Origin of the sequence: Virgibacillus halotolerans (genome assembly GCF_016908515.1) — a bacterium.
GTDB lineage: Bacteria > Bacillota > Bacilli > Bacillales > Amphibacillaceae > Virgibacillus_M > Virgibacillus_M halotolerans.
On sequence record NZ_JAFBEA010000006.1, the window covers coordinates 85,456 to 105,793 of the forward strand.

The following is a 20,338-nucleotide window of genomic DNA, read 5'->3' on the forward strand; positions in this document are numbered from 1 at the left end:
TTAATCATATCGAATTCTCGGATCGAAGTATTTATAGAGAATATCAGTAACTAAATTAATGAGCACAAAAATGATTGCAATGATTAAAATCGTGCTTTGAACGATCGGGTAATCACGACTGAGTACTGCAAGATAGACGTACCTGCCAACACCTGGCCAGGAGAAGATCGTTTCGGTTAATACTGCGCCACCAAGCAATAACCCAAATTGCAAGCCAATAACTGTAAGCACAGGGAGAAAGGCATTCTTTAAAGCGTGCTGAAATACAATCAGGTGTTTTTTTAACCCTTTTGCATCAGCTGTACGAATATAATCCTGCCGCATGACTTCCAGCATGCTTGATCTCGTCATCCTTGCGATAATTGCCATCGGTATTGTTCCAAGTGCAACGCCCGGCATTAATAAATGAAGGAATACATCTTTGAATGCCTGCCAATCCAAAGTTAGAATGCTATCTAATAAATAGAAATTCGTGATGGTTTGTAAACCCGTCCCGGCTGTAATTCTTCCGGAAGGTGGCAACACATTGAATTTTACAGAAAAGATCCAGATCATCATTAAACCAAGCCAGAATATCGGTAAGGAAACACCAAATAAGGCACCAGTCATACTGATGTTATCAAACCATGAATATTGCTTCACTGCTGCAATCACGCCCGCAACAATACCGATAATTATCGCGACAATCATAGCGAAAATAGTTAGTTCAATCGTTGCAGGTAATTTATGCATGATTTCATAAGCAATATTTTCCTTAGATTGAATGGATTGACCTAAATCTCCTTGTAATATGTCTCCTAAAAACCTACCATACTGAACAATATAAGGATCGTTTAAACCTAAATCAGCCCGTAATAATTCCAGCTGTGCTTCTGTCGCTTTTTCCCCGAGCATACTTCTGGCTGGATCCCCTGGAATAAGGTGGATCAGTGAAAAGGTGAGAATAGAGACCCCAATCAACACAGGGACAAGCATCAATAGCCTTCGAATAATGTACTTTAACATGGTCGTATGCCTCCATTCAATAACACTAACGTAAATCTTTCAGCATAAGTGGGGGAGAAGCATTACTCCCCCCTGTAGGATGTTTTATTACTCGATTTCCACCAAGTTAAATGGTTCACTACCTGTTGGATGTGGTAAATAATCTGTTATCCCTTTTTTCCCTGCAAGTGGTGGTGTTGTATGGGCAATGGGAACCCATGGTGCGTCATCATGGATAATTTCCTGTGCTTCCATATAATATTCCGTTCGTTTATCCTGATCCATTTCCATTTGTGCATCTTTGAATAGATCATGAACTGCATCACTCTTATAAAAAGCAACGTTTCCAGCTGAACCCACTTTTGTATTATCTTTATCCAACAAGACATAAAAGAAGTTATCCGGATCGCCATTGTCGCCAGTCCAACCTAAAAATGCCATATCATGTTCTGCATTTTCGGTTGCGGTTAAGTGACTATCCCAGTCGTTTTCAACGATTTCGACGTTAATATTTACTTCCTTCAGCATTTCTTGAATGGCTTGCGCAGTAACTTTTGGCTGTGGCATATAATCCCGTGGATTTGCGAAAGTATATAGTGTAATGTCAAAGCCATCTGCATAACCAGCTTCAGCTAACAATTTTTTTGCTTCATCCACATCATAATCGTAGTCTTTGATCTCATCGTTATAGCCCCATAATGATGGCGGAATCGGATTGACTGCTGCTTTACCAATTCCTTCATACAAGGTAATCAATTGCTCTTTATCAATGGCAAGGTTGATTGCTTGGCGGACTAACTTTTCCGACATAGGGCCTTCTTTATCAGTGTTTAAAGCCATGTAAGCCACGTTCATCGATGGTCTGCGAATAATCTGCAAGTCTTCATCTGATTCCGCTGTTTGAATATCCTGTGGATTTAAACCGTTCATCAAGTCAATGGATCCCGCTTGAAGTTCCATGAAACGTGCTCCATTATCAGGAATGACACGGAATACAACTTGATCGACCTTTGCAACTTCGCCAAAGTAATCTTCATTTTTGGAAACGGTAATACTGTCATCCGGAATCCATTCCTCGAATACAAATGGACCTGTTCCAACCGGGTTTTTAAAATAATCATCCCCAGATTCTTCAACCGCTTCCGGACTCGCGATGCCAAAAGGTGGCATTGCCAATGTCTGCAGGAATGGTGCGTTCGGTTCGGAAAGGGTGATTTTCACTTCATAATCATCCGTTGCTTCCACCTTGTCGATGATCCCTTTCATATTGTCCTCTGTAGCTCCAAACATATATCCATAATAGAAAAATTCACTTGAAGTCGTCCAGCGTTCAAAGTTAAAGACAACGTCCTCTGCAGTAAAATCATTACCGTCATGGAATGTTACATCATTACGTAATTGAAAAGTCCATTCGAGGTTGTCATCACTCACTTCCCAGTCTGTTGCTAATGCTGGTTTAACTTCGGTATTTTCCGTTTCGTATCTGACGAGTGTATCGTAGATTTGATTGGTAACATAAATAGATTCGCCATCTGTTGGGATTGCAGCGTCCAGTGTAATGGAATCACTTCCGCGGCCAAATACAAGCGTTTTATCGCTGTCATTATCTTCTGTTGCTTCTGCATTGTCATTCCCGGCGTCAGCGTCATCACTGCTCGTATTACTACTACAGGCACTAACAACGAGCAGCATGATTAAAAGAAAACCAAACAATGTAAAAGGATTGCGCTTTTTCAATGTACTTCCCCCTTGAATATATTGTTTTTACAACATGTGTTACACGGTAGTTTGTTCCACCACCTCCTTTACAAAGTGGCATGCCGCCATTTGACCTTCTGGTGACACGTTTTTTAGTATAGGTTCTTCAGTAAGACAAATCGCTTCTGCATAAGGACAGCGGGTATGAAACTTACATCCGCTTGGTGGATTGGCAGGTGAAGGCAGATCACCGGTTAATATAATCCGTTCCTTTTCCTTATGTGGATTTGCTTCAGGGACAGCTGATAGTAATGCTTGGGTGTAGGGATGTTTGGGAGATCGATACAGATCGTCCACATCTGCAATTTCTACCAACTTTCCTAAGTACATGACAGCGACACGATCACTAATATGATGTACAACACTTAAATCATGCGCAATAAAAATATAAGTTAGATTAAATCTGTCCTGTAACGATTCCATTAAATTGATAACCTGCGCTTGAATGGACACGTCTAGAGCGGAAACAGGTTCATCACAGATGACTAGTTCCGGTTCGAGTGCCAATGAGCGTGCAATGCCGATTCTTTGTCGCTGTCCACCACTGAATTCATGCGGGTAGCGATTCTTGTGATAAGCACTTAAGCCAACGACATCAAGCAGGTCATCCAGTTTTTTATTTCGTTCCGCTTTTGGTATATTGAAGATACGCATGGGTTCGGTAATGATTTTCTCAATTGTTTTTCTGGGATTTAAGGAGGCATAGGGATCCTGAAATATCATTTGCATTTCCCGTCTAAGCTTACGTAGCTGTTCACCACGGTAAGTTGTGATGTTTTCTCCTTTAAAAAAGATCTCACCTTCTGTCGGTTCCTGCAATTTCAGAATGCTTCTCCCTGTAGTGGATTTACCGCAACCACTTTCTCCTACAAGACCAAGTGTTTCACCAGCTTTAACTGAAAATGAAACACCATCTACCGCTTTGAGTATCGGTTTTTCTGTGCTGAATAACTTTGAACTTTTGAGTGGGAAATGCTTCTTCAAATTTTTAACTTCCAATAAAGTACTCATGTCGTCACCTTCTTTTTTGCTTCGTCATATAATAAGCAGCTCACATAATGGTCCGTGTCTATTTTTTTCAATGCAGGATCAATGGTTAAACAGCTTTCCATTGCATGCTTGCATCTTGGAGCGAAGCTGCAACCTCTTGGCAAATATCTTAAGTCGGGTGGGGAACCATGAATGGCTTCCAATTTTTGCTTCTCTGTAGATATTTTAGGAATAGAATTCATCAACCCAAGTGTGTATGGATGCTTGCCACGATCAAATAAATGGCTTGTTTCGGTATATTCAACAGGTTTACCAGCATACATGACCATGACACGATCACATACTTCTGAGACAACGCCTAAATCATGTGTAATCATAACGATTGCCATATTTAGCTCGGTCTGCATTTTTTTAAAGAGTTCAAGTATCTGTGCCTGAATTGTTACATCCAGCGCTGTTGTAGGCTCATCAGCAATCAATAGGGAAGGGTTACAGGATAATGCCATGGCAATCATGACACGCTGCCGCATGCCACCGCTAAATTCATGTGGATAGTCTTTCAATCGTTTTCTCGGATCAGGAATACCAACCAGGTCCAATAATTCAATCGCCCGTTGTTTTGCTTGCTTTTTGGAAACGGGTTCATGTGCCAGAATTGTTTCCATCATTTGTTTTTCTACTGTAAATACAGGATTTAACGATGTCATTGGATCTTGAAACACCATGGCAATTTCCTTGCCGCGTATCTTTCGCATCTGTCTTTCTGATTTATGAAGCAAATCCTCTCCTTTAAAAATAACTTCTCCTTCGGTTATTTTTCCAGGGGGCGAAGGGATCAGCCCGAGAATCGACATCGCGGTGATGCTTTTTCCTGAACCAGATTCTCCGACAATACCTAGTGTTTCCCCGGGATTAATTGTAAAATCAACCCCATCAACAGCTTTAACAACACCGGATTTAGTGAAGAAATGGGTATGTAGATTGTTAACCTCTAAAAGCGGAGTAGCTTCATCCATCTTAAAAAACCTCCCTATGTAACGAATAATTAGACTCTTTAATTTATTTATATTATATAGTTTATTTCATTTTTTTGTTGTTTTTCTCTTTTTTCTCGAAAAAATCTAGTATTTGGTTTGGAAAAATTTTACGATTAAATTTATAAATGACTTGTTTCTATTAGTGAAGGACGTTATAATAGCCTATGTGCGAAAAATAGTTTTTAGAATGTGCCCGTAGCTCAGTCGGATAGAGCACTGGTTTCCGGTACCAGGTGTCGGGGGTTCGATTCCTCTCGGGCGCGCTACTTATAAAGTCAATGGTGACAAGGGATACAGCGTTTATTGTACCCTTGTCATTTTTGATGAAAATGGGGAGTTAGTAACAAACTTCTAACCATCGGGTCTCGGAGTATTTTTTTATAACTTTTTTAATAATCAGGTTAAATAAGGCCCTCAAATAGGTTGATTTCATATACTTATCAGTTGAAGTGGCGCATACCATATCTTTATTTCGTATTCGAGACCAACCTTCATTTTGTCCTTGCCTAAAGAGAGCCTCGTAGTAAATTGCCCTACGGTATTGATGATACTAGTGCTTATTCGAATGATTATTATAAAAAAAGTAAACGATAGTATTATAGATGGAGATTTAAGTCCATTTGCTAAAGCAGAATCAATGTATGTAGAAGAGATCTACTACACAGAAGCCTCTATTTATTTTTATTACACAATCACATCCCTAGACAATACCATACACAACTTCATATTTTGTCCCTTCCAGTTTCACAATCCTTTTACTAACCAACGCATCTATTTCATTTGTGACTATACAATAAACTTTCATCATCAATTAAGTCCTGAACAAGCACCATGTTAGGATGCTCTTTATAAAGACGTACGCGTATACTTATTTCGATAAGATATAAGATAGAAAACTTTCTACAAAAGAGGTCGTAAAAAGAATTTTTATTTATTATATCGAATAGAGTAAAGGGAGAGGTTCCATGGGTGGATAAATTTTATTCTTGTTCAGCAATCCGGCCATTATATATAGTAAGAGATTGGCGGAACCAGGAAATTATGGAGGTGTACAATGTACAAATGGGTTGGTTCCATGCTACTTATTTGTTTGTTCATCCTTAGTGGATGTATGAATTCAACGGATTATAAGGATGACGATGTTGCAGCAATGGTTAGAGGAGAAGAAATCACGGTTGGTTACTTGCGTTTTTTGTATACAGATGATGCAATAGTGGAGATGATTGATGAAGCTGTTAAAGCTAAATTGGCTGAACAGGAAGTAAAAAAGATGAATATAGACGTTTCTAAGCAAGTAAAAGAGATAAAGGAATCATATGGCGAGTATCCCCAGGACGAATTATATAGCGCGAAAGCACAATCCATTCGTGCATTTGCTGATCCACAGGCGAGGGAGCTTGGGATTGACCCGAAGGAATATTATGAAAAGTATACTGAAGTTTCCGCGGAAATAGCTGCATATATCAATGTTTATACTTCAGAAATATTGGGTGAACTAGAAGATGATGAGTTTGGTATAGAAGAATATAATCACCATGCCAGTGAGTTATTGGACGATTTAGTGGAACGAAACAAAGATGCAATTGAGGTTCGTATAAAATAAATAGAATGGGGTTTCGCACGTCGAACAGAGAATCGTTTTTTCAGCAAACCGGCGGAATATAGAACCACACATATAAAAATGTGTTAGTTTGTATATAACTGTTCATGAATCAAGGACAAGCTATTAAAATAACTTTTGGCTCGTAAAAGGGGAATACGATGCCATAACGAAAGACAAGGGAAATGGTATCCCTTGTCTTTCGTTTATCCTAAACCCAATACTTCTTAATTCGGTTCGTAAATATCCCAGGCTGTCTTTAATGCATGAACGACATTGTCGGCAACTTCTTCAATCACCAGATTATCCGTTTTTACCTTGGAGTGATGACCTTCATAGATGGATTGCCGATCATAGAATAACGATTTGATTTCGTCAATACTCTTACCTTGTAAAACCGGTCGACTGTCAATGATCAGACTTATTCTGTCCTGCCACGATTCCCATGATAAATCAAGAAAGAAGACGATGCACTCGGATAAACAAATCTCCCTTGTTTCTTCATGTAAGAAGGCACCGCCTCCAACTGAAATAATCTTCAATTTTGATTTACAAAAGTCCGCAATCATATTCTTTTCTTCTTCCCGAAATGCTTGCTCACCGATCTCTTTAAATATATCAGTGGTAGCCATATTGTGCTTCGTTTCAATTTCCTCGTCAATATCCACGAAATCCCGATACAATTTCTTTGCTACAGCTTTACCGATGCTTGTTTTTCCAACACCCATAAATCCTGTGAATACGATATTTTTCTCTCGCAGTGATTGGTCATTGCTTGTCATGTGGACGCCTCTCTTCTCTACTATAACGATTAAACTGATAGATGAGTCATTGGTTATGTTAAGATAATATCTCTAGTCTCTAGTATAGAATTTTTTGCTTACAAATGCTATGATGATTTTTAGGAAAATTGGCTTATTGATAAAATTTTAATGGTGAAATCCTATGTTTCACTTACTATAGAACGTCTAAAAAAGTGTCGGGAGCTGTTGCAGATGAATATTATCCAAATAAAAAATGTGAAGATCGGTCAAGGTATGCCGAAAGTGATTGTTCCATTAATGGGACAATCAGAGATAGAACTGATAGAAGAGTTAAAGGCAGTGAAGGAAGTAAAACCGGACATGATCGAATGGCGAGTGGATGAATTTAAACATGTTGATCATCTAGAATCTGTTCAAGCAATGATTGGAAAGTTAAGCAAACAGCTTCAAGATATTCCTTTTATATTTACTTTCAGAAGTCATAAAGAAGGCGGAAATAAAAAAATTACAGATCAGGCATATGTTAATTTACTTACAATAGCCATGGAGTCAAAAGCTGTTGACTTAATTGATATTGAATTGTTTTTTAATGAGGAAAAAGTTAAATCGCTAATCGAAGAGGCGAAAGCGAATCATGTGCATACCATACTTTCTAATCATGATTTTATTAAAACACCAACAAAAGATGAGATTATTTCCCGATTACAAAAGATGCAGGAACTTGGTGCGGATATTTCGAAGATAGCTGTCATGCCAAACAGTTCAGCGGACGTTCTCACATTATTGGACGCGACTAACGTAATGAAAACAAAGCATAAGGACGTACCGATTATCACGATGGCGATGGGGAAGATAGGTTTAATTAGTCGCTTAACAGGGCAAGTTTTTGGTTCCGTGGCAACATTTGCGGTAGGGAAACATGTATCAGCACCAGGTCAAATTGCAGTAGCTGATCTGAGAAGTGTATTAGATGTGATACATAAAGAAGGGTAAAATTTGTTTAATTGTCGATGATGTTAAGCAGATCGAAAAATTAAATGCTTTTTATCCATTGCTAAACAATCCGGTCTATGCAACAACAGTGTTTAATGCGATTAATATCGCATTATATGTAACAGTAGTTTCGGCTAGTTCCACTACAACAACAATGATCTCCACCACTGACGATGGGGGAGCAGGCGCATTTTAGGATGAAAAAGGGACTAATCCAAGCATGAGGATTAGTCCCTTCATTATTTGCTTCCGCGTTCGTAGGGATCGTCTTAATCTTTGTCGCTATCTGTATTTTCACTAGCGCCATCTCCAACAGTAATTGCTTTCTTTGGCATGGTGTGTAAATCCCTTGCAGTTACATGTGCATATATTTCATATTCGCCGTCCTGATCAAAGGAAACAGTTTGTGTATAGGTCCCATCTTCATTATTTTCTGCATCTAACATAGTGCTGTCATCTTCATGCCCAGCTAACCAATATTCAAATTCAACATCATCTGCATCGACGACTTCCTCATCACCATAGGTAACAATCGCTTTTAACGTTACATCTTCATTTAGATCGGCCGTTTCCGGAACTTCAAATGCTACATTCAATGTTTTTAACGCTTCTTGATCTTCAGTATCTGCATCGGATGTTGCGTCATCGTTATTCTGGCCACATGCTGCAAGCAGAATCAGACCGAAAATCATGATCAATAAACTTATTTTTTTACCCATCATTATTTCCCCCTGAACAATCTATTTAAGATTTAGTTACAACTTTCAAGTCATCAATAATTTCATCCATTACCTTTGTATCGACACCATTATATTTTTTAATCACTTCGCCATCCGGATTAACGAGGAAAAAACTCGTTCCGTGTGTGACTTGATCATCCCCAGGAGGGGCTTCAGCAAGTAATGATTTAAACGATTTGATAGAAAGTTCCTTAATCGTATCAAAGTCGTACCCAGTTAAAAAAGTCCAATTATCCAAATCAGCATCATAATCTGCTGCATATTCTGTTAACACTTCTGGGCTATCATAGTCCGGATCGACACTAAAGGAAACAAGCTGTGCGTCAATATCTTCTTCCTGCATTTTCGTCTGTAGGACAGACATGTTTGATGTCATTGGCAGACACACAGTGGTACAGTTCGTAAAGACGAAATCAGCAACCCACCACTCTCCATTAAGATCCTCGTTACTCAATGTATCATTACTCTCTGTAGTAAATTCAAATGGTTTTACACTTTCATCCATATTCGTTTCAATCTCTTCTCCTCCACATGCAACGAGGAAAAGTATAAGACCTAGCATGATAACTTTTAGTTTACTCATCTGCTACCTTCCTTTCTTATCCGCTTGACAGCAATGCGGATGATTCGGATTCATTTTTTGATCAAGAACTTCTATTGCTTCCTGAAAAGGATAAACATTTCCGCCAAATCCTTTAACAAATTTAACTGCGTGTTCCTTGAATTGGAATGTTAGGACCTGCGGCTGACAGCATCCCATATGTATCGATGTATCCATCACATACCAAGCGTCAGGAGCACTAATGGTAGTTTGTTTTAGGAAATCATGACAAATTGCCTGGGTAACATCATCCCCAAGTTGTCGTTGTCTTAACAGACCACAATGTGCGCAACATGCCACTTCTATTTGGTTATTAGATAAAATCAGCCGGTATGCCTGACGTTCGTCGACGCCACTGCTGCAAAAAACACACGTTTGGGTATCGTCTAATTTCCCTGCTTCACTAGAATTGAGTGAAATACCACCGAAAGTTTTGATGATCATTCCTGTCTCGATTAATGGTTTTAGATCACGATGAATCGTCATCTCAGAAACTTGCAGCGTTTGACTTAACTCTGAAATTTTAATATTGCGCTTGTTCAAGATTAACGCTTTAATGCGATTTTGCCGTTCAATGGGTAGCAAGTTAATACCCCTCCCTCACTAATTCTTATTGATTGAAAATAACAATACCAAACACAGTATATCATTTTATTGTTGTTGAAGTGTGAACAATAGATGAACTTCTGTCATGTGCTCTTGCTATGTTTGGCGTGCTTTTGTTCCATTGATTTGTGTTAGAATTAGGATGGAATGATATTGTTTCTGATGGGGAGGAAGTTTAATTGGCTTGGCTCTATGTACTATTCGCTGCAATTGTAGAAGTATTTTGGGTGATTGGATTAAAATACTCGGATTCACCAATAGAATGGATTGGTACTTTTATTGTGATTGTACTAAGCTTTTATTTTGTTATTAAAGCATGTGAAAAATTACCTGCTGGAACGGTATATGCTGTTTTCACCGGATCGGGAGCAGCTGCCATTGTATTGATCGACTTCCTTCTATTTGGTGCAGACTTCTCGATTGCTAAGCTTTTCTTTATTGGATTAATTATCATAGGCGTAGTCGGTATCAAAATGACGACACCAGATGAGAAAACCGCAGACGAAGGAGGGGAGTAAGATGGCATGGATCTATCTGGTGATTGCCAGTTTTGGGGAAATATTCGGAGTCATGAGCATCAATCTCTACCTACGCAAAAAATCATATAGCTGGCTGGCGATGATTATATTCACATTTGGTAGTGGCTTTGTATTTTTATCGCTTGCGATGCGAGATATACCGCTCGGTACGGCTTATGCGGTTTGGACAGGTCTGGGTGCGGTAGGCGCAGTTTTAATAGGAATTATATTCTTTAAAGAGTCTGCCGGCTGGAAACGAATGCTCTTTTTAGTTTGTATCATTGCCGGTGCGGTTGGCTTGAAGGTATTGGGGTAAAAAAATAGCACACCGAAGCACTGTGAACATGTAGTGTTTCGGTGTATGCATCCTGGTTTTCAGTATTGACGCTTCCGATTTTGTTAAAGTTTATCTACAACGATGATGATTTTCCCGGACTTTAAATCGTCACGATGCACTACCGCTTGTTCTTTGGGAATACCAAGGGTGACGAGTTGCTCATCTGGGTTCGTAATATCATCCGTGAAAATTCGACCAATCTTATTCATAATTGATTCATCATCTTTATGATCAGGTTTTCCACGTTGGACTTCCACACCTGTGTCATCCTCAATTCTATCTGTTTTTCTACGATTTGTCACAATAGTGATTGCATCAACAGAGAATCCTTCGATTGTTAAATCCCTTATTTTATCGATGGCTTCTCCCTTTTCTTGATAAACCCCTACAATTTGCTTTTGCAATAGTAACCCTCCTGCTTGATAGAATCTCATGCTATTCATTTCTACCCCAGGGTACCGATCTGTAAACCATTACTGAGTACCGATGCTGTTAGGAAAAGGAATATTTCCATTATATTCACCTATGTGAGATAATAAAGATAGACTGATAATAGAGATTCTACAAACCATTACGGAAAGGGAGATGATTTCAAATGGGTAAACTTACAAAAGCAATCGGTGTAGCTGGAGCAGTTGCAGGGGCCGCTTATTTGTCCAAAAGTGAGAATCGAAAAAAGACAAAACTTCAATTTAATAAAGTAATTAATAAATTGGGTTCCCAATATGTGAAGGACTGGGGCAAACCTGAGGAAATCGACGATGCGCATATGGTTGATGAAGGTGCAATGACGAGCGTTCAGTATTATAATGAAGTTCAGCAAGAATCACAAGACGCAAAGTCAAAGTAAATTATAGTATAAAACCACACTAGCAAGGTACTTATAAGTACCTTGCTAGTGGTTTTTTAAGCGCGCACGATTGGAATGGAGGGTAAAGATGTTGAAGGTGATTTTTTACACAAAAGAGAATTGTTCACTGTGTGATGATGCGAATGGGTTATTGACCATGCTGCAACGCGATTATTCCTTTGAACTGGAGGAAAGGGATATTTATTCAAATGATGAATGGCTGGAGGAGTACCAACTGCTCATTCCGTATGTGAAAATAAATCAAACAACACTAGACTGCGAACAAATCAATATGAATACTTTGGAGCAGGCGTTAAAAGATAATGTATAATTGGAAGTGAACAAGCTGATAGCTATTTAGTAATAAGCAAGCTTGGCTATCACCTACGTTATACCGGTACCTTTAAAATGTTATATATATATAGAGCATTCAGTTTGAATATTTAGCTTGCTATGTTATAATTAAATTGTAAGCGGGACATAATATAGCCATGTGGGACTTTTTATGTCCAGCGAATAGGAGTCTTATTGATGAGAGCTTTAATTGATTTACAAAAAAAACTATTACCCGATCTGTTAAAAGTAATGAAGCAGCGTTATTCTATCTTGCATAGTGTAGACCTTTTTCAGCCGGTTGGCAGAAGAGGGCTTGCAGAAAATGCTGGTCTAACAGAGCGAGTTGTTCGCAGTGAAATTGACTTCCTGCAAAAACAAGGTTTAATCCTCGTTACATCGAAAGGGATGTATCTGACAAAAGAGGGTAAATTAATTGTTGATCAACTTGCTGGCTTTATGAGTGAAATGATGGGTTTAAATGTTTTAGAAAATCAAATTAAGGAAAAGTTACAAATAGAGAACGTTATAATTGTTCCTGATGATAGTGATAACTATGAATGGGTCAAACAGGAAATGGGCAAAGCCTGTGTTACATTTCTGAATAACGTTTTAAAACAAGGAAGTACAATTGCCGTAACTGGTGGTACTACGATGGCAGCCGTTGCTGACGTCATGTCGACCCTCAATAAGACAAATAATTACTTGTTTGTTCCGGCACGTGGTGGGATTGGTGAGAAGGTTGAAAACCAAGCGAACACGATTGCCGCGGAGATGGCCCGAAAATCGATGGCTGAGTATCGGTTGTTGTATGTACCTGATCCACTAAGCGAATCGGCATACCAAACGATTATCAATGAACCATCGGTAAAAGAAACATTAAAGCAGATCAAAGGTGCGGAGATCGTTCTCCATGGAATCGGGGATGCCCTGACAATGGCAGAAAGAAGAAAGACTGAGGACGCTGTAATCGAGAAGTTAAAGGCGAATCGTGCGGTGAGTGAAGCATTTGGGTTTTATTTTGATGAAGATGGCAATGTCGTTCATAAAGTAAGAACAGTTGGTATCCAATTAGAGGATTTAGCTTCTATTGAATATGTCATTACCATTGCTGGTGGGAAATCCAAGGGACAAGCGATCGCATCTTATTTTAAGCAAGGAAAGAGTCATCTGTTGATCACCGACGAAGCAGCAGCAAAAGAGATTTTAAGGGGTTCTTAACCTCTTTAAATATATTAAATTCAAAAGTACTTAATTTATATTAGGAGGAATAAACATGGCAGTAAAAATTGGTATTAATGGTTTTGGAAGAATTGGACGTAACGTATTTCGTCAAGCATTGAAGAATGATGAGGTAGAGGTTGTAGCTGTAAATGACTTAACGGATGCAAACATGCTTGCACATCTATTGAAATATGATTCTGTGCATGGCCGATTGGATCAAGAAGTTACTGTAAATGGTTCTAATATTGTTATTGGCGGCAAAGAAATCAAAGTACTATCTGAACGTGATCCAGCAGACTTAGGTTGGGGAGATTTGGGTGTAGAAATTGTTATTGAATCAACTGGCCGCTTCACAAAACGTGAAGATGCACAAAAACACATTGATGCAGGAGCGAAAAAAGTAATTATCTCAGCACCTGCGAATGGTGAAGATTTAACTATTGTTATGGGTGTTAATAACGAAGACTATGATGCAGCTGAACATCACGTGGTTTCCAATGCATCATGTACAACAAACTCTATAGCACCACTTGCGAAAGTACTTCATGAAAAATTCGGTTTAAAACGTGGATTAATGACAACTGTTCACTCTTATACAAATGATCAGCAAATTCTTGATTTGCCGCATAAAGACTATCGTCGTGCACGTGCTGCAGCTGAAAATATTATCCCAACATCTACCGGTGCAGCAAAAGTAGTTGGTAAAGTATTACCAGAGCTAGACGGTAAATTAAACGGTATGGCTGTGCGTGTCCCAACTCCAGACGGATCACTTATCGATTTAGTTGCTGAGTTGGATAAGAACGTTACTGTAGAGGAAGTAAACCAAGTGTTTAAAGAAGCTGCAGAAGGCGATCTAAAAGGTATTTTAGAGTACAGTGAAGAACCACTTGTATCTACGGATATTGTGGGTAATATCCATTCATCCGTTTTTGATGGTCTATCAACAATGATATTAGGAGATAACATGGTGAAAGTTATTTCATGGTATGACAACGAAATGGCATACTCGGCTCGCTGTATTGATTTAGCAGCATTTATGAAAGAAAAAGGACTATAAGTTTTAGCAAATAAAACGGAGGAGGAGCACATTCCTCCTCCGTTTTTCATTATATGAAGGATTTACTGCACCAAAACAGACATGCTGGTATTCCATGGTATATAATGATTAAGATGGAGCTATTCGGGGAAAACCTAAAATGGCTCATGCTACATAGCTGACAATTGGGAGGGTGGATAAATGAATAAAAAGACGCTTCAGGATATTGATGTAAAAGGTAAAAAGGTGTTTTGCCGAGTTGATTTCAACGTACCGATGAAGGACGGGGAAGTTACGGATGACACAAGAATAAAAGCAGCACTCAAAACGATTGACTATTTATCTGATCAAGGTGCAATTGTGATTTTGGCAAGTCATCTTGGCCGACCCAAAGGGCAAGTTGTAGAAGAACTGAGATTGGATCCGGTCGCGAAACGGCTGAGTGATCTCATTGGGAAGAATATTATTAAAACAGATGCTGTTTATGGGACAGAAGTAAATGAAGCCATTTCAAAAATGGATAACGGGGATATTTTATTAATTGAAAATGTTCGCTTTGAAGCAGGAGAAGAGAAAAACGATCCGTCATTAGCGCAGCACTTTGCAGATATGGCTGATTTCTATGTCAATGATGCTTTTGGTGCAGCACACCGGGCTCATGCCTCAACAGCAGGCGTTGCAGAGAAATTAACTGCTGTAGCAGGGTTTTTAATGGAAAAAGAAATTGATGTATTAGGGAAAGCATTAGAAAATCCGGCACGCCCGTTTACCGCTATTATTGGTGGTGCGAAGGTAAAGGATAAAATAAACGTAATTGATAACCTGTTGGAAAAAGTGGACAATTTAATTATTGGTGGCGGACTGGCTTATACATTTATTAAAGCACAGGGTCACGAAATTGGAAAATCGTTATTAGAAGAAGATAAACTCGATTTGGCAAATGAATTCATTAAAAAAGCTAAAGATAAAGGCGTTAGATTTGTATTACCAGTTGATGCTGTTGTGGCAGATGATTTTTCAGAAACGGCAAACACTAAAATCGTTCCTATCGATCAAATTCCTTCTGATTGGGAAGCACTGGATATTGGCCCTGAAACGCGAGAAGTATATCAGGATATTGTAGCAGACTCCAAGCTGGTTATTTGGAATGGACCAATGGGTGTGTTTGAGCTGAATGCATTTGCGGGTGGTACGAAAGCAGTTGCAGAAGCATTGGCAAATACGGAAGGTTATACAGTTATTGGTGGAGGAGACTCTGCTGCAGCGGTCGAAAAGTTTGGCTTTGCTGAAGATATGGATCATGTATCCACTGGTGGCGGCGCTTCCCTCGAATTTATGGAAGGGAAAGTTCTTCCTGGTGTCGAGGCGTTAAGTGATAAATAATTTATAAAATTGGAGAGGTGAGAAGATGCGTAAAAATGTAATTGCAGGTAACTGGAAGATGAACAAGGTGTTAACAGAAGCAAATGAATTTGTTGAAGAAACAGTAAGCAAAGCCCCTACCAATGATAAGGTCGAGGCGATTGTATGTGCACCATTTCCATTTCTTGCTTCCCTTGTAGAGAAAACAAAAGGATCCAGTGTGAAAATTGGCGCTCAAAATATGCATTTTGAAGAAAGTGGTGCATTTACCGGAGAAGTAAGTCCGGTTATGTTAAAAGACCTAGGTGTTACACATGTTGTGCTTGGACATTCGGAACGTAGAGAACTTTTCGCTGAAACCGATGAAATCGTAAATAAAAAAACACATGCAGCTTTTGATCATGGTTTAATACCAATTGTTTGTTGTGGAGAAACATTAGAGCAACGTGAAGCAAATGAAACGAAAAGTCATGTGGAAACGCAAATAAAAGCGGCATTAAAAGGTTTATCAGAAAAACAGGTAGCTGAAACAATTATTGCTTATGAACCGATTTGGGCAATTGGAACAGGGAAAACAGCATCCAGTGCTGATGCAAATGAAGTCTGTGCGCACATTCGCAATGTCGTAAAAGCAGTTACATCACAGGAAATTGCAGATCAGGTGATCATTCAGTACGGTGGTAGTGTGAAACCGGCAAACGTGGATGAATTGTTGGCACAGTCTGATATTGATGGTGCATTAGTTGGAGGAGCCAGCTTAGAAGCAGCGTCATTCTTGCAACTTGTGGAGGCAGGTACAAAATGAGTCAAAACAAACTGGCTGCGCTAATCATTCTAGATGGATTTGGTATCCGCAGTGAAACAGAAGGTAACGCAGTGAAACAAGCGAATACACCTAATTTTGATCGGTACTATAACAAATATGCACACAATCAAATAATAGCCAGCGGAGAGGCAGTCGGTCTTCCTGAAGGCCAGATGGGAAATTCTGAAGTTGGACATCTTAACATTGGTGCTGGCCGAATTGTTTATCAAAGTTTGACACGTATTAATTTGTCGATCAAGGAAGGCGACTTTTTTGAAAAAGAAGCCTTTTTACAAGCAATAAACAATGCGAAAGAAAAAAACAAAGCACTACATCTATTTGGTCTTTTATCTGATGGTGGAGTACACAGTCATCTTGACCATCTGTTTGCATTATTGAAATTAGCCAAAGATCAAAACCTGAAAAAAGTGTATGTACATGCTTTCTTGGATGGTCGTGATGTTGGACAAAAGTCTGCATTGGAATATATTAAGCGGACAGAAGAGAAAATGAAAGAATATGGTGTTGGACAATTTGCTACGATTTCAGGCCGTTATTATGCAATGGATCGCGACAAACGTTGGGATCGTGTGAAAAAGTCCTATGATGCCATGGTTTATGGGGAAGGTCCAAGTTACCGTGATCCATATGAAGTAATTAACGATTCCTATGAAAGCGATGTTTATGACGAATTCGTTATTCCATCTGTCCTAACAGATGGAAGTGGAGATCCGATCGGCAAAATAGAAGATGAGGATGCCATTATCTTTTATAATTTCCGTCCAGATCGTGCCATCCAAATTTCAAGCGTGTTTGCAGATAAAGACTTTAATGCGTTTGATCTTGGCAAACAGGCTCCGAAAAATGTAAGCTTTGTTACGTTTACGAAATACAGTGATGAAATAGAAGGACAGGTAGCCTATCAACCAATTGATTTGATTAATACAGTTGGTGAAGTACTTGCAAACAACAATATGAATCAATTGCGTATTGCGGAAACGGAAAAATATCCACACGTAACTTACTTTATGAGTGGTGGCAAACATGAAGAATTCCCTGGTGAAAAACGCGTGTTAATTAATTCACCAAAAGTCGCGACATATGACCTGAAACCCGAAATGAGCGCATACGAACTGACGGATGCCTTGCTTGAGGAACTTGATTCAGGACAGCATAACGGGATAATTCTTAATTTCGCCAATCCGGACATGGTTGGACACTCAGGTAAACTGGAACCTACCATTAAGGCAATTGAAGCGGTTGATGCATGTTTAGGGAAAATAGTGGATAAAATAATCGAACTTGGTGGATACGCCATTATTACAGCGGACCATGGCAATTCGGATGAAGTCGTTACAATGGAAGGTAATCCGATGACAACACATACAACCAACCCGGTACCGGTCATCGTAACGAAAGAAAATATTGAACTGCGTGATGGTGGGATTTTAGCTGATTTATCTCCAACATTACTTGATTTATTAGAAGTGAAAAAATCGGAAGAAATGACAGGCGAATCATTAATTAAAAAATAGAGGAGAGATTTTATGCCATATATTACAGATGTTTATGCGCGCGAGGTATTAGATTCACGTGGTAACCCAACAATTGAGGTAGAAGTGCTTACAGAGTCAGGAGCATTTGGTTCTGCATTGGTTCCAAGTGGTGCTTCCACGGGGGAATATGAAGCTGTGGAATTACGTGACGGTGACAAGGAACGTTATTTAGGTAAAGGTGTTTTAAAAGCAGTAGAAAATGTCAACGATCTAATTGCACCGGAATTACTAGGTTTAGATGTAACGAGACAAAACATTATCGATCAACTGATGATTGAGTTGGATGGTACAGAAAATAAAGGGAAATTGGGTGCAAATGCAATTTTAGGTGTATCCATGGCTGCGGCACATGCGGCTGCAAGTCATCTAGAAATTCCGCTATACAATTATTTAGGCGGATTTAATGCAAAAACATTACCAACACCAATGATGAACATTGTTAACGGTGGCGAACACGCTGATAATAATGTTGATATCCAAGAATTCATGATTATGCCAATTTCAGCTCCATCTATTCAGGAAGCAATTCGTACTGGTGCAGAAATTTTCCATGCATTGAAAAATGTATTGAAAGAAAAAGGCTATAATACAGCTGTTGGAGATGAAGGTGGATTTGCTCCTAACTTGAAATCCAATGAAGAAGCACTGGAAACAATTGTAGAAGCGATTGAAGCAGCGGGCTATAAAGCTGGTGAAGATATCAAGTTGGCAATGGACGTTGCTGCATCCGAAATTTATGAGGATGGAAAATACAACCTAAAAGGCGAAGGTGTTGTTCGCACTTCCGCAGAAATGGTTGACTGGTATGAAGAAATGGTAAATAAATATCCAATCATTTCAATTGAAGATGGTCTGGATGAAGATGACTGGGAAGGCCATAAATTGCTAACAGATCGTTTGGGAGATCGTGTCCAACTTGTAGGTGACGACCTATTCGTTACAAACACGAAGAAGCTTGCCCAAGGTATTGAACAAGGTGTAGGTAACTCCATTCTTGTTAAAGTGAACCAAATCGGTACACTTACTGAAACGTTTGAAGCAATCGAAATGGCAAAACAGGCAGGCTATACTGCAGTCATCTCGCATCGTTCAGGTGAAACAGAAGACGCAACAATCGCTGATATTGCCGTTGCGACAAATGCAGGACAAATTAAAACCGGTGCACCATCACGTACAGACCGTGTTGCAAAATATAACCAGTTGCTACGTATCGAAGATGAACTAGCAGGTATGGGTGTGTATGCTGGTGAAAGTGCATTCTATAACTTGAAAAAGTAAATATGAAAGATGAATTAAAGAAAGAGGCAGAGTAATCTGCCTCTTTCTTATGTATAGGACTATGACTATTTAAATTCAAAAAGATCCCACGGGTATTCTTTTGGCGGTTTTGATTCAAACCGCATGATTTCTTTTGTTGTCGGATGTGGAAACGAAAGTGTGTGTGCTTTTAAAGCAATTTGCTGTCCCGGCCGGTTTACTGGTTGTCCATATTTTTGATCACCATAGAGTGGAACTCCAACTGTAGACAACTGCACTCGAATTTGATGGGAACGCCCTGTATGTAATCGAATAGACAACAGACTCAATTGTCTTGTATTGTTGGTAACTTTGTATGCAAGCATCGCTTTTTTTGCATGAACATGGTCGGCAGAGACGGCATGCACTTTGTTTTTCTTCGTATCTTTAAACAAATGATGCTCCAACATCCCTTGGCTTTTGTCTGGGACACCTCGTACGATGGCTAAGTAATCACGCCCGAACTTTTTTCTACGAATGGCATCAGATAATCTGGAAGCCGCTTTGGATGTTTTGGCAAGTACCATGACACCACCAACAGGGCGATCTAAACGATGGACCAGACCTAGAAAAACATTTCCGGGTTTTTGATAGCGAACTTTTATATCCTTTTTTAAAAGGGTAAGTAAATCAATATCACCACTACTGTCTTCCTGTACAGGTATATTGGCAGGCTTATCCACAACAAGTAGATGGTTGTCTTCATAGATAATAGGTATCTTCATTGAATCATAACTCCTCCTAAAACTAGTAATCTATTTGCTTTTCATTGCTATTGATAAGCAATTCATCAAATTATACAATCAGTTCCATAAACAATCAAATAAAGATCAAAAAACGTAATAACCCGGAAGTTAATTATTAATTTTCAGGTTATTTTTCATATCAATTGCTCGAATAAAAAGAAAAAGAGGCTGTAGGATTCTTTAATTTACCTTAAAATAG

At 39.1% G+C, this 20,338-nt stretch carries 22 protein-coding genes and 1 tRNA gene; 13 read left to right on the forward strand and 10 right to left on the reverse strand.

The window, feature by feature from the left end; all coding sequences use genetic code 11:
• The 4 genes from JOC34_RS14495 to JOC34_RS14510 all read right to left on the reverse strand — a co-directional run bounded on the left by JOC34_RS14495 (window position 1) and on the right by JOC34_RS14510 (window position 4,748).
• A complete protein-coding gene (locus JOC34_RS14495; RefSeq protein ID WP_205137491.1) occupies window positions 1-1,005 on the reverse strand; it encodes an ABC transporter permease in 1,005 nt (334 codons plus the stop codon).
• 87 nt (window positions 1,006-1,092) lie between these two features.
• Entirely contained in the window at window positions 1,093-2,721 is a 1,629-nt protein-coding gene (locus JOC34_RS14500) for an ABC transporter substrate-binding protein (RefSeq protein WP_239544444.1), read from the reverse strand.
• A 39-nt stretch (window positions 2,722-2,760) separates the two neighbouring features.
• The gene (locus JOC34_RS14505; protein WP_205137492.1) at window positions 2,761-3,753 is read right to left on the reverse strand and encodes an ABC transporter ATP-binding protein; all 993 of its coding nucleotides are present in this window, start codon (window positions 3,751-3,753) and stop codon (window positions 2,761-2,763) included.
• Window positions 3,750-4,748 carry an ABC transporter ATP-binding protein gene (locus tag JOC34_RS14510; RefSeq protein ID WP_205137493.1) on the reverse strand — a complete coding sequence of 333 codons (999 nt, stop codon included), beginning with the start codon at window positions 4,746-4,748 and terminating at the stop codon, window positions 3,750-3,752. The genes JOC34_RS14505 and JOC34_RS14510 overlap by 4 nt, the downstream gene beginning before the upstream one ends.
• 210 nt (window positions 4,749-4,958) lie before the next feature.
• On the opposite strand from JOC34_RS14510, the gene JOC34_RS14515 reads away from it, so the two are divergent.
• Together JOC34_RS14515 and JOC34_RS14520 are read left to right on the forward strand one after the other, a co-directional pair.
• Window positions 4,959-5,032: transfer RNA gene (locus tag JOC34_RS14515), tRNA-Arg, on the forward strand.
• A gap of 791 nt (window positions 5,033-5,823) precedes the next feature.
• The gene (locus JOC34_RS14520; RefSeq protein WP_205137494.1) at window positions 5,824-6,372 is read left to right on the forward strand and encodes a hypothetical protein; all 549 of its coding nucleotides are present in this window, start codon (window positions 5,824-5,826) and stop codon (window positions 6,370-6,372) included.
• 224 nt (window positions 6,373-6,596) lie between these two features.
• Here JOC34_RS14520 and JOC34_RS14525 read toward each other — a convergent pair whose 3' ends face one another.
• Window positions 6,597-7,151: a shikimate kinase gene (locus JOC34_RS14525; protein ID WP_205137495.1), complete on the reverse strand. Its 555-nt coding sequence runs from the start codon at window positions 7,149-7,151 to the stop codon at window positions 6,597-6,599.
• A 213-nt stretch (window positions 7,152-7,364) separates the two neighbouring features.
• Here JOC34_RS14525 and aroD point away from each other — a divergent pair, with 213 nt between their 5' ends.
• The gene (gene aroD, locus JOC34_RS14530; protein ID WP_205137496.1) at window positions 7,365-8,126 is read left to right on the forward strand and encodes a type I 3-dehydroquinate dehydratase; all 762 of its coding nucleotides are present in this window, start codon (window positions 7,365-7,367) and stop codon (window positions 8,124-8,126) included.
• A 269-nt stretch (window positions 8,127-8,395) separates the two neighbouring features.
• On the opposite strand, the gene JOC34_RS14535 is transcribed toward aroD, so the two are convergent.
• From JOC34_RS14535 to JOC34_RS14545, 3 genes are read right to left on the reverse strand one after another with little or no spacing between them, the layout of a single operon-like run.
• The gene (locus JOC34_RS14535) at window positions 8,396-8,845 is read right to left on the reverse strand and encodes a FixH family protein (protein WP_205137497.1); all 450 of its coding nucleotides are present in this window, start codon (window positions 8,843-8,845) and stop codon (window positions 8,396-8,398) included.
• 25 nt (window positions 8,846-8,870) lie between these two features.
• Complete coding sequence (locus JOC34_RS14540; RefSeq protein ID WP_205137498.1) at window positions 8,871-9,449, reverse strand: SCO family protein; 579 nt, start codon at window positions 9,447-9,449, stop codon at window positions 8,871-8,873.
• A gap of 3 nt (window positions 9,450-9,452) precedes the next feature.
• Entirely contained in the window at window positions 9,453-10,052 is a 600-nt protein-coding gene (locus JOC34_RS14545; RefSeq protein ID WP_205137499.1) for a DeoR family transcriptional regulator, read from the reverse strand.
• Window positions 10,053-10,252: 200 nt separating this feature from the next.
• Here JOC34_RS14545 and JOC34_RS14550 point away from each other — a divergent pair, with 200 nt between their 5' ends.
• Both JOC34_RS14550 and JOC34_RS14555 read left to right on the forward strand, forming a co-directional pair.
• Window positions 10,253-10,591: a DMT family transporter gene (locus JOC34_RS14550; protein ID WP_205137500.1), complete on the forward strand. Its 339-nt coding sequence runs from the start codon at window positions 10,253-10,255 to the stop codon at window positions 10,589-10,591.
• 1 nt (window position 10,592) lies between these two features.
• Window positions 10,593-10,907 carry a DMT family transporter gene (locus JOC34_RS14555; RefSeq protein ID WP_205137501.1) on the forward strand — a complete coding sequence of 105 codons (315 nt, stop codon included), beginning with the start codon at window positions 10,593-10,595 and terminating at the stop codon, window positions 10,905-10,907.
• Window positions 10,908-10,990: 83 nt separating this feature from the next.
• Here JOC34_RS14555 and JOC34_RS14560 read toward each other — a convergent pair whose 3' ends face one another.
• Entirely contained in the window at window positions 10,991-11,332 is a 342-nt protein-coding gene (locus JOC34_RS14560; RefSeq protein WP_205137502.1) for a general stress protein, read from the reverse strand.
• Window positions 11,333-11,523: 191 nt separating this feature from the next.
• On the opposite strand from JOC34_RS14560, the gene JOC34_RS14565 reads away from it, so the two are divergent.
• The 8 genes from JOC34_RS14565 (at window position 11,524) to eno (ending at window position 19,375) form a co-directional block, all read left to right on the forward strand.
• Window positions 11,524-11,778, forward strand: a complete 255-nt coding sequence (locus JOC34_RS14565) for a hypothetical protein (RefSeq protein ID WP_205137503.1) — start codon at window positions 11,524-11,526, stop codon at window positions 11,776-11,778.
• Window positions 11,779-11,866: 88 nt separating this feature from the next.
• Window positions 11,867-12,109: a glutaredoxin family protein gene (locus JOC34_RS14570; RefSeq protein ID WP_205137504.1), complete on the forward strand. Its 243-nt coding sequence runs from the start codon at window positions 11,867-11,869 to the stop codon at window positions 12,107-12,109.
• Window positions 12,110-12,309: 200 nt separating this feature from the next.
• On the forward strand, window positions 12,310-13,332 hold the full coding sequence (locus JOC34_RS14575) for a sugar-binding transcriptional regulator (protein WP_205137505.1): 1,023 nt from the start codon (window positions 12,310-12,312) through the stop codon (window positions 13,330-13,332).
• 55 nt (window positions 13,333-13,387) lie between these two features.
• Entirely contained in the window at window positions 13,388-14,395 is a 1,008-nt protein-coding gene (gene gap / locus JOC34_RS14580) for a type I glyceraldehyde-3-phosphate dehydrogenase (protein ID WP_205137506.1), read from the forward strand.
• Window positions 14,396-14,575: 180 nt separating this feature from the next.
• Complete coding sequence (locus JOC34_RS14585; RefSeq protein WP_205137507.1) at window positions 14,576-15,757, forward strand: phosphoglycerate kinase; 1,182 nt, start codon at window positions 14,576-14,578, stop codon at window positions 15,755-15,757.
• 25 nt (window positions 15,758-15,782) lie between these two features.
• Complete coding sequence (gene tpiA, locus JOC34_RS14590; RefSeq protein WP_205137508.1) at window positions 15,783-16,541, forward strand: triose-phosphate isomerase; 759 nt, start codon at window positions 15,783-15,785, stop codon at window positions 16,539-16,541.
• A complete protein-coding gene (gpmI, locus tag JOC34_RS14595; RefSeq protein WP_205137509.1) occupies window positions 16,538-18,076 on the forward strand; it encodes a 2,3-bisphosphoglycerate-independent phosphoglycerate mutase in 1,539 nt (512 codons plus the stop codon). The genes tpiA and gpmI overlap by 4 nt, the downstream gene beginning before the upstream one ends.
• A 12-nt stretch (window positions 18,077-18,088) precedes the next feature.
• A complete protein-coding gene (gene eno, locus JOC34_RS14600; protein ID WP_205137510.1) occupies window positions 18,089-19,375 on the forward strand; it encodes a phosphopyruvate hydratase in 1,287 nt (428 codons plus the stop codon).
• A gap of 65 nt (window positions 19,376-19,440) precedes the next feature.
• On the opposite strand, the gene JOC34_RS14605 is transcribed toward eno, so the two are convergent.
• Window positions 19,441-20,118, reverse strand: a complete 678-nt coding sequence (locus tag JOC34_RS14605; protein ID WP_205137511.1) for an RluA family pseudouridine synthase — start codon at window positions 20,116-20,118, stop codon at window positions 19,441-19,443.
• Window positions 20,119-20,338: the final 220 nt, after the last annotated feature.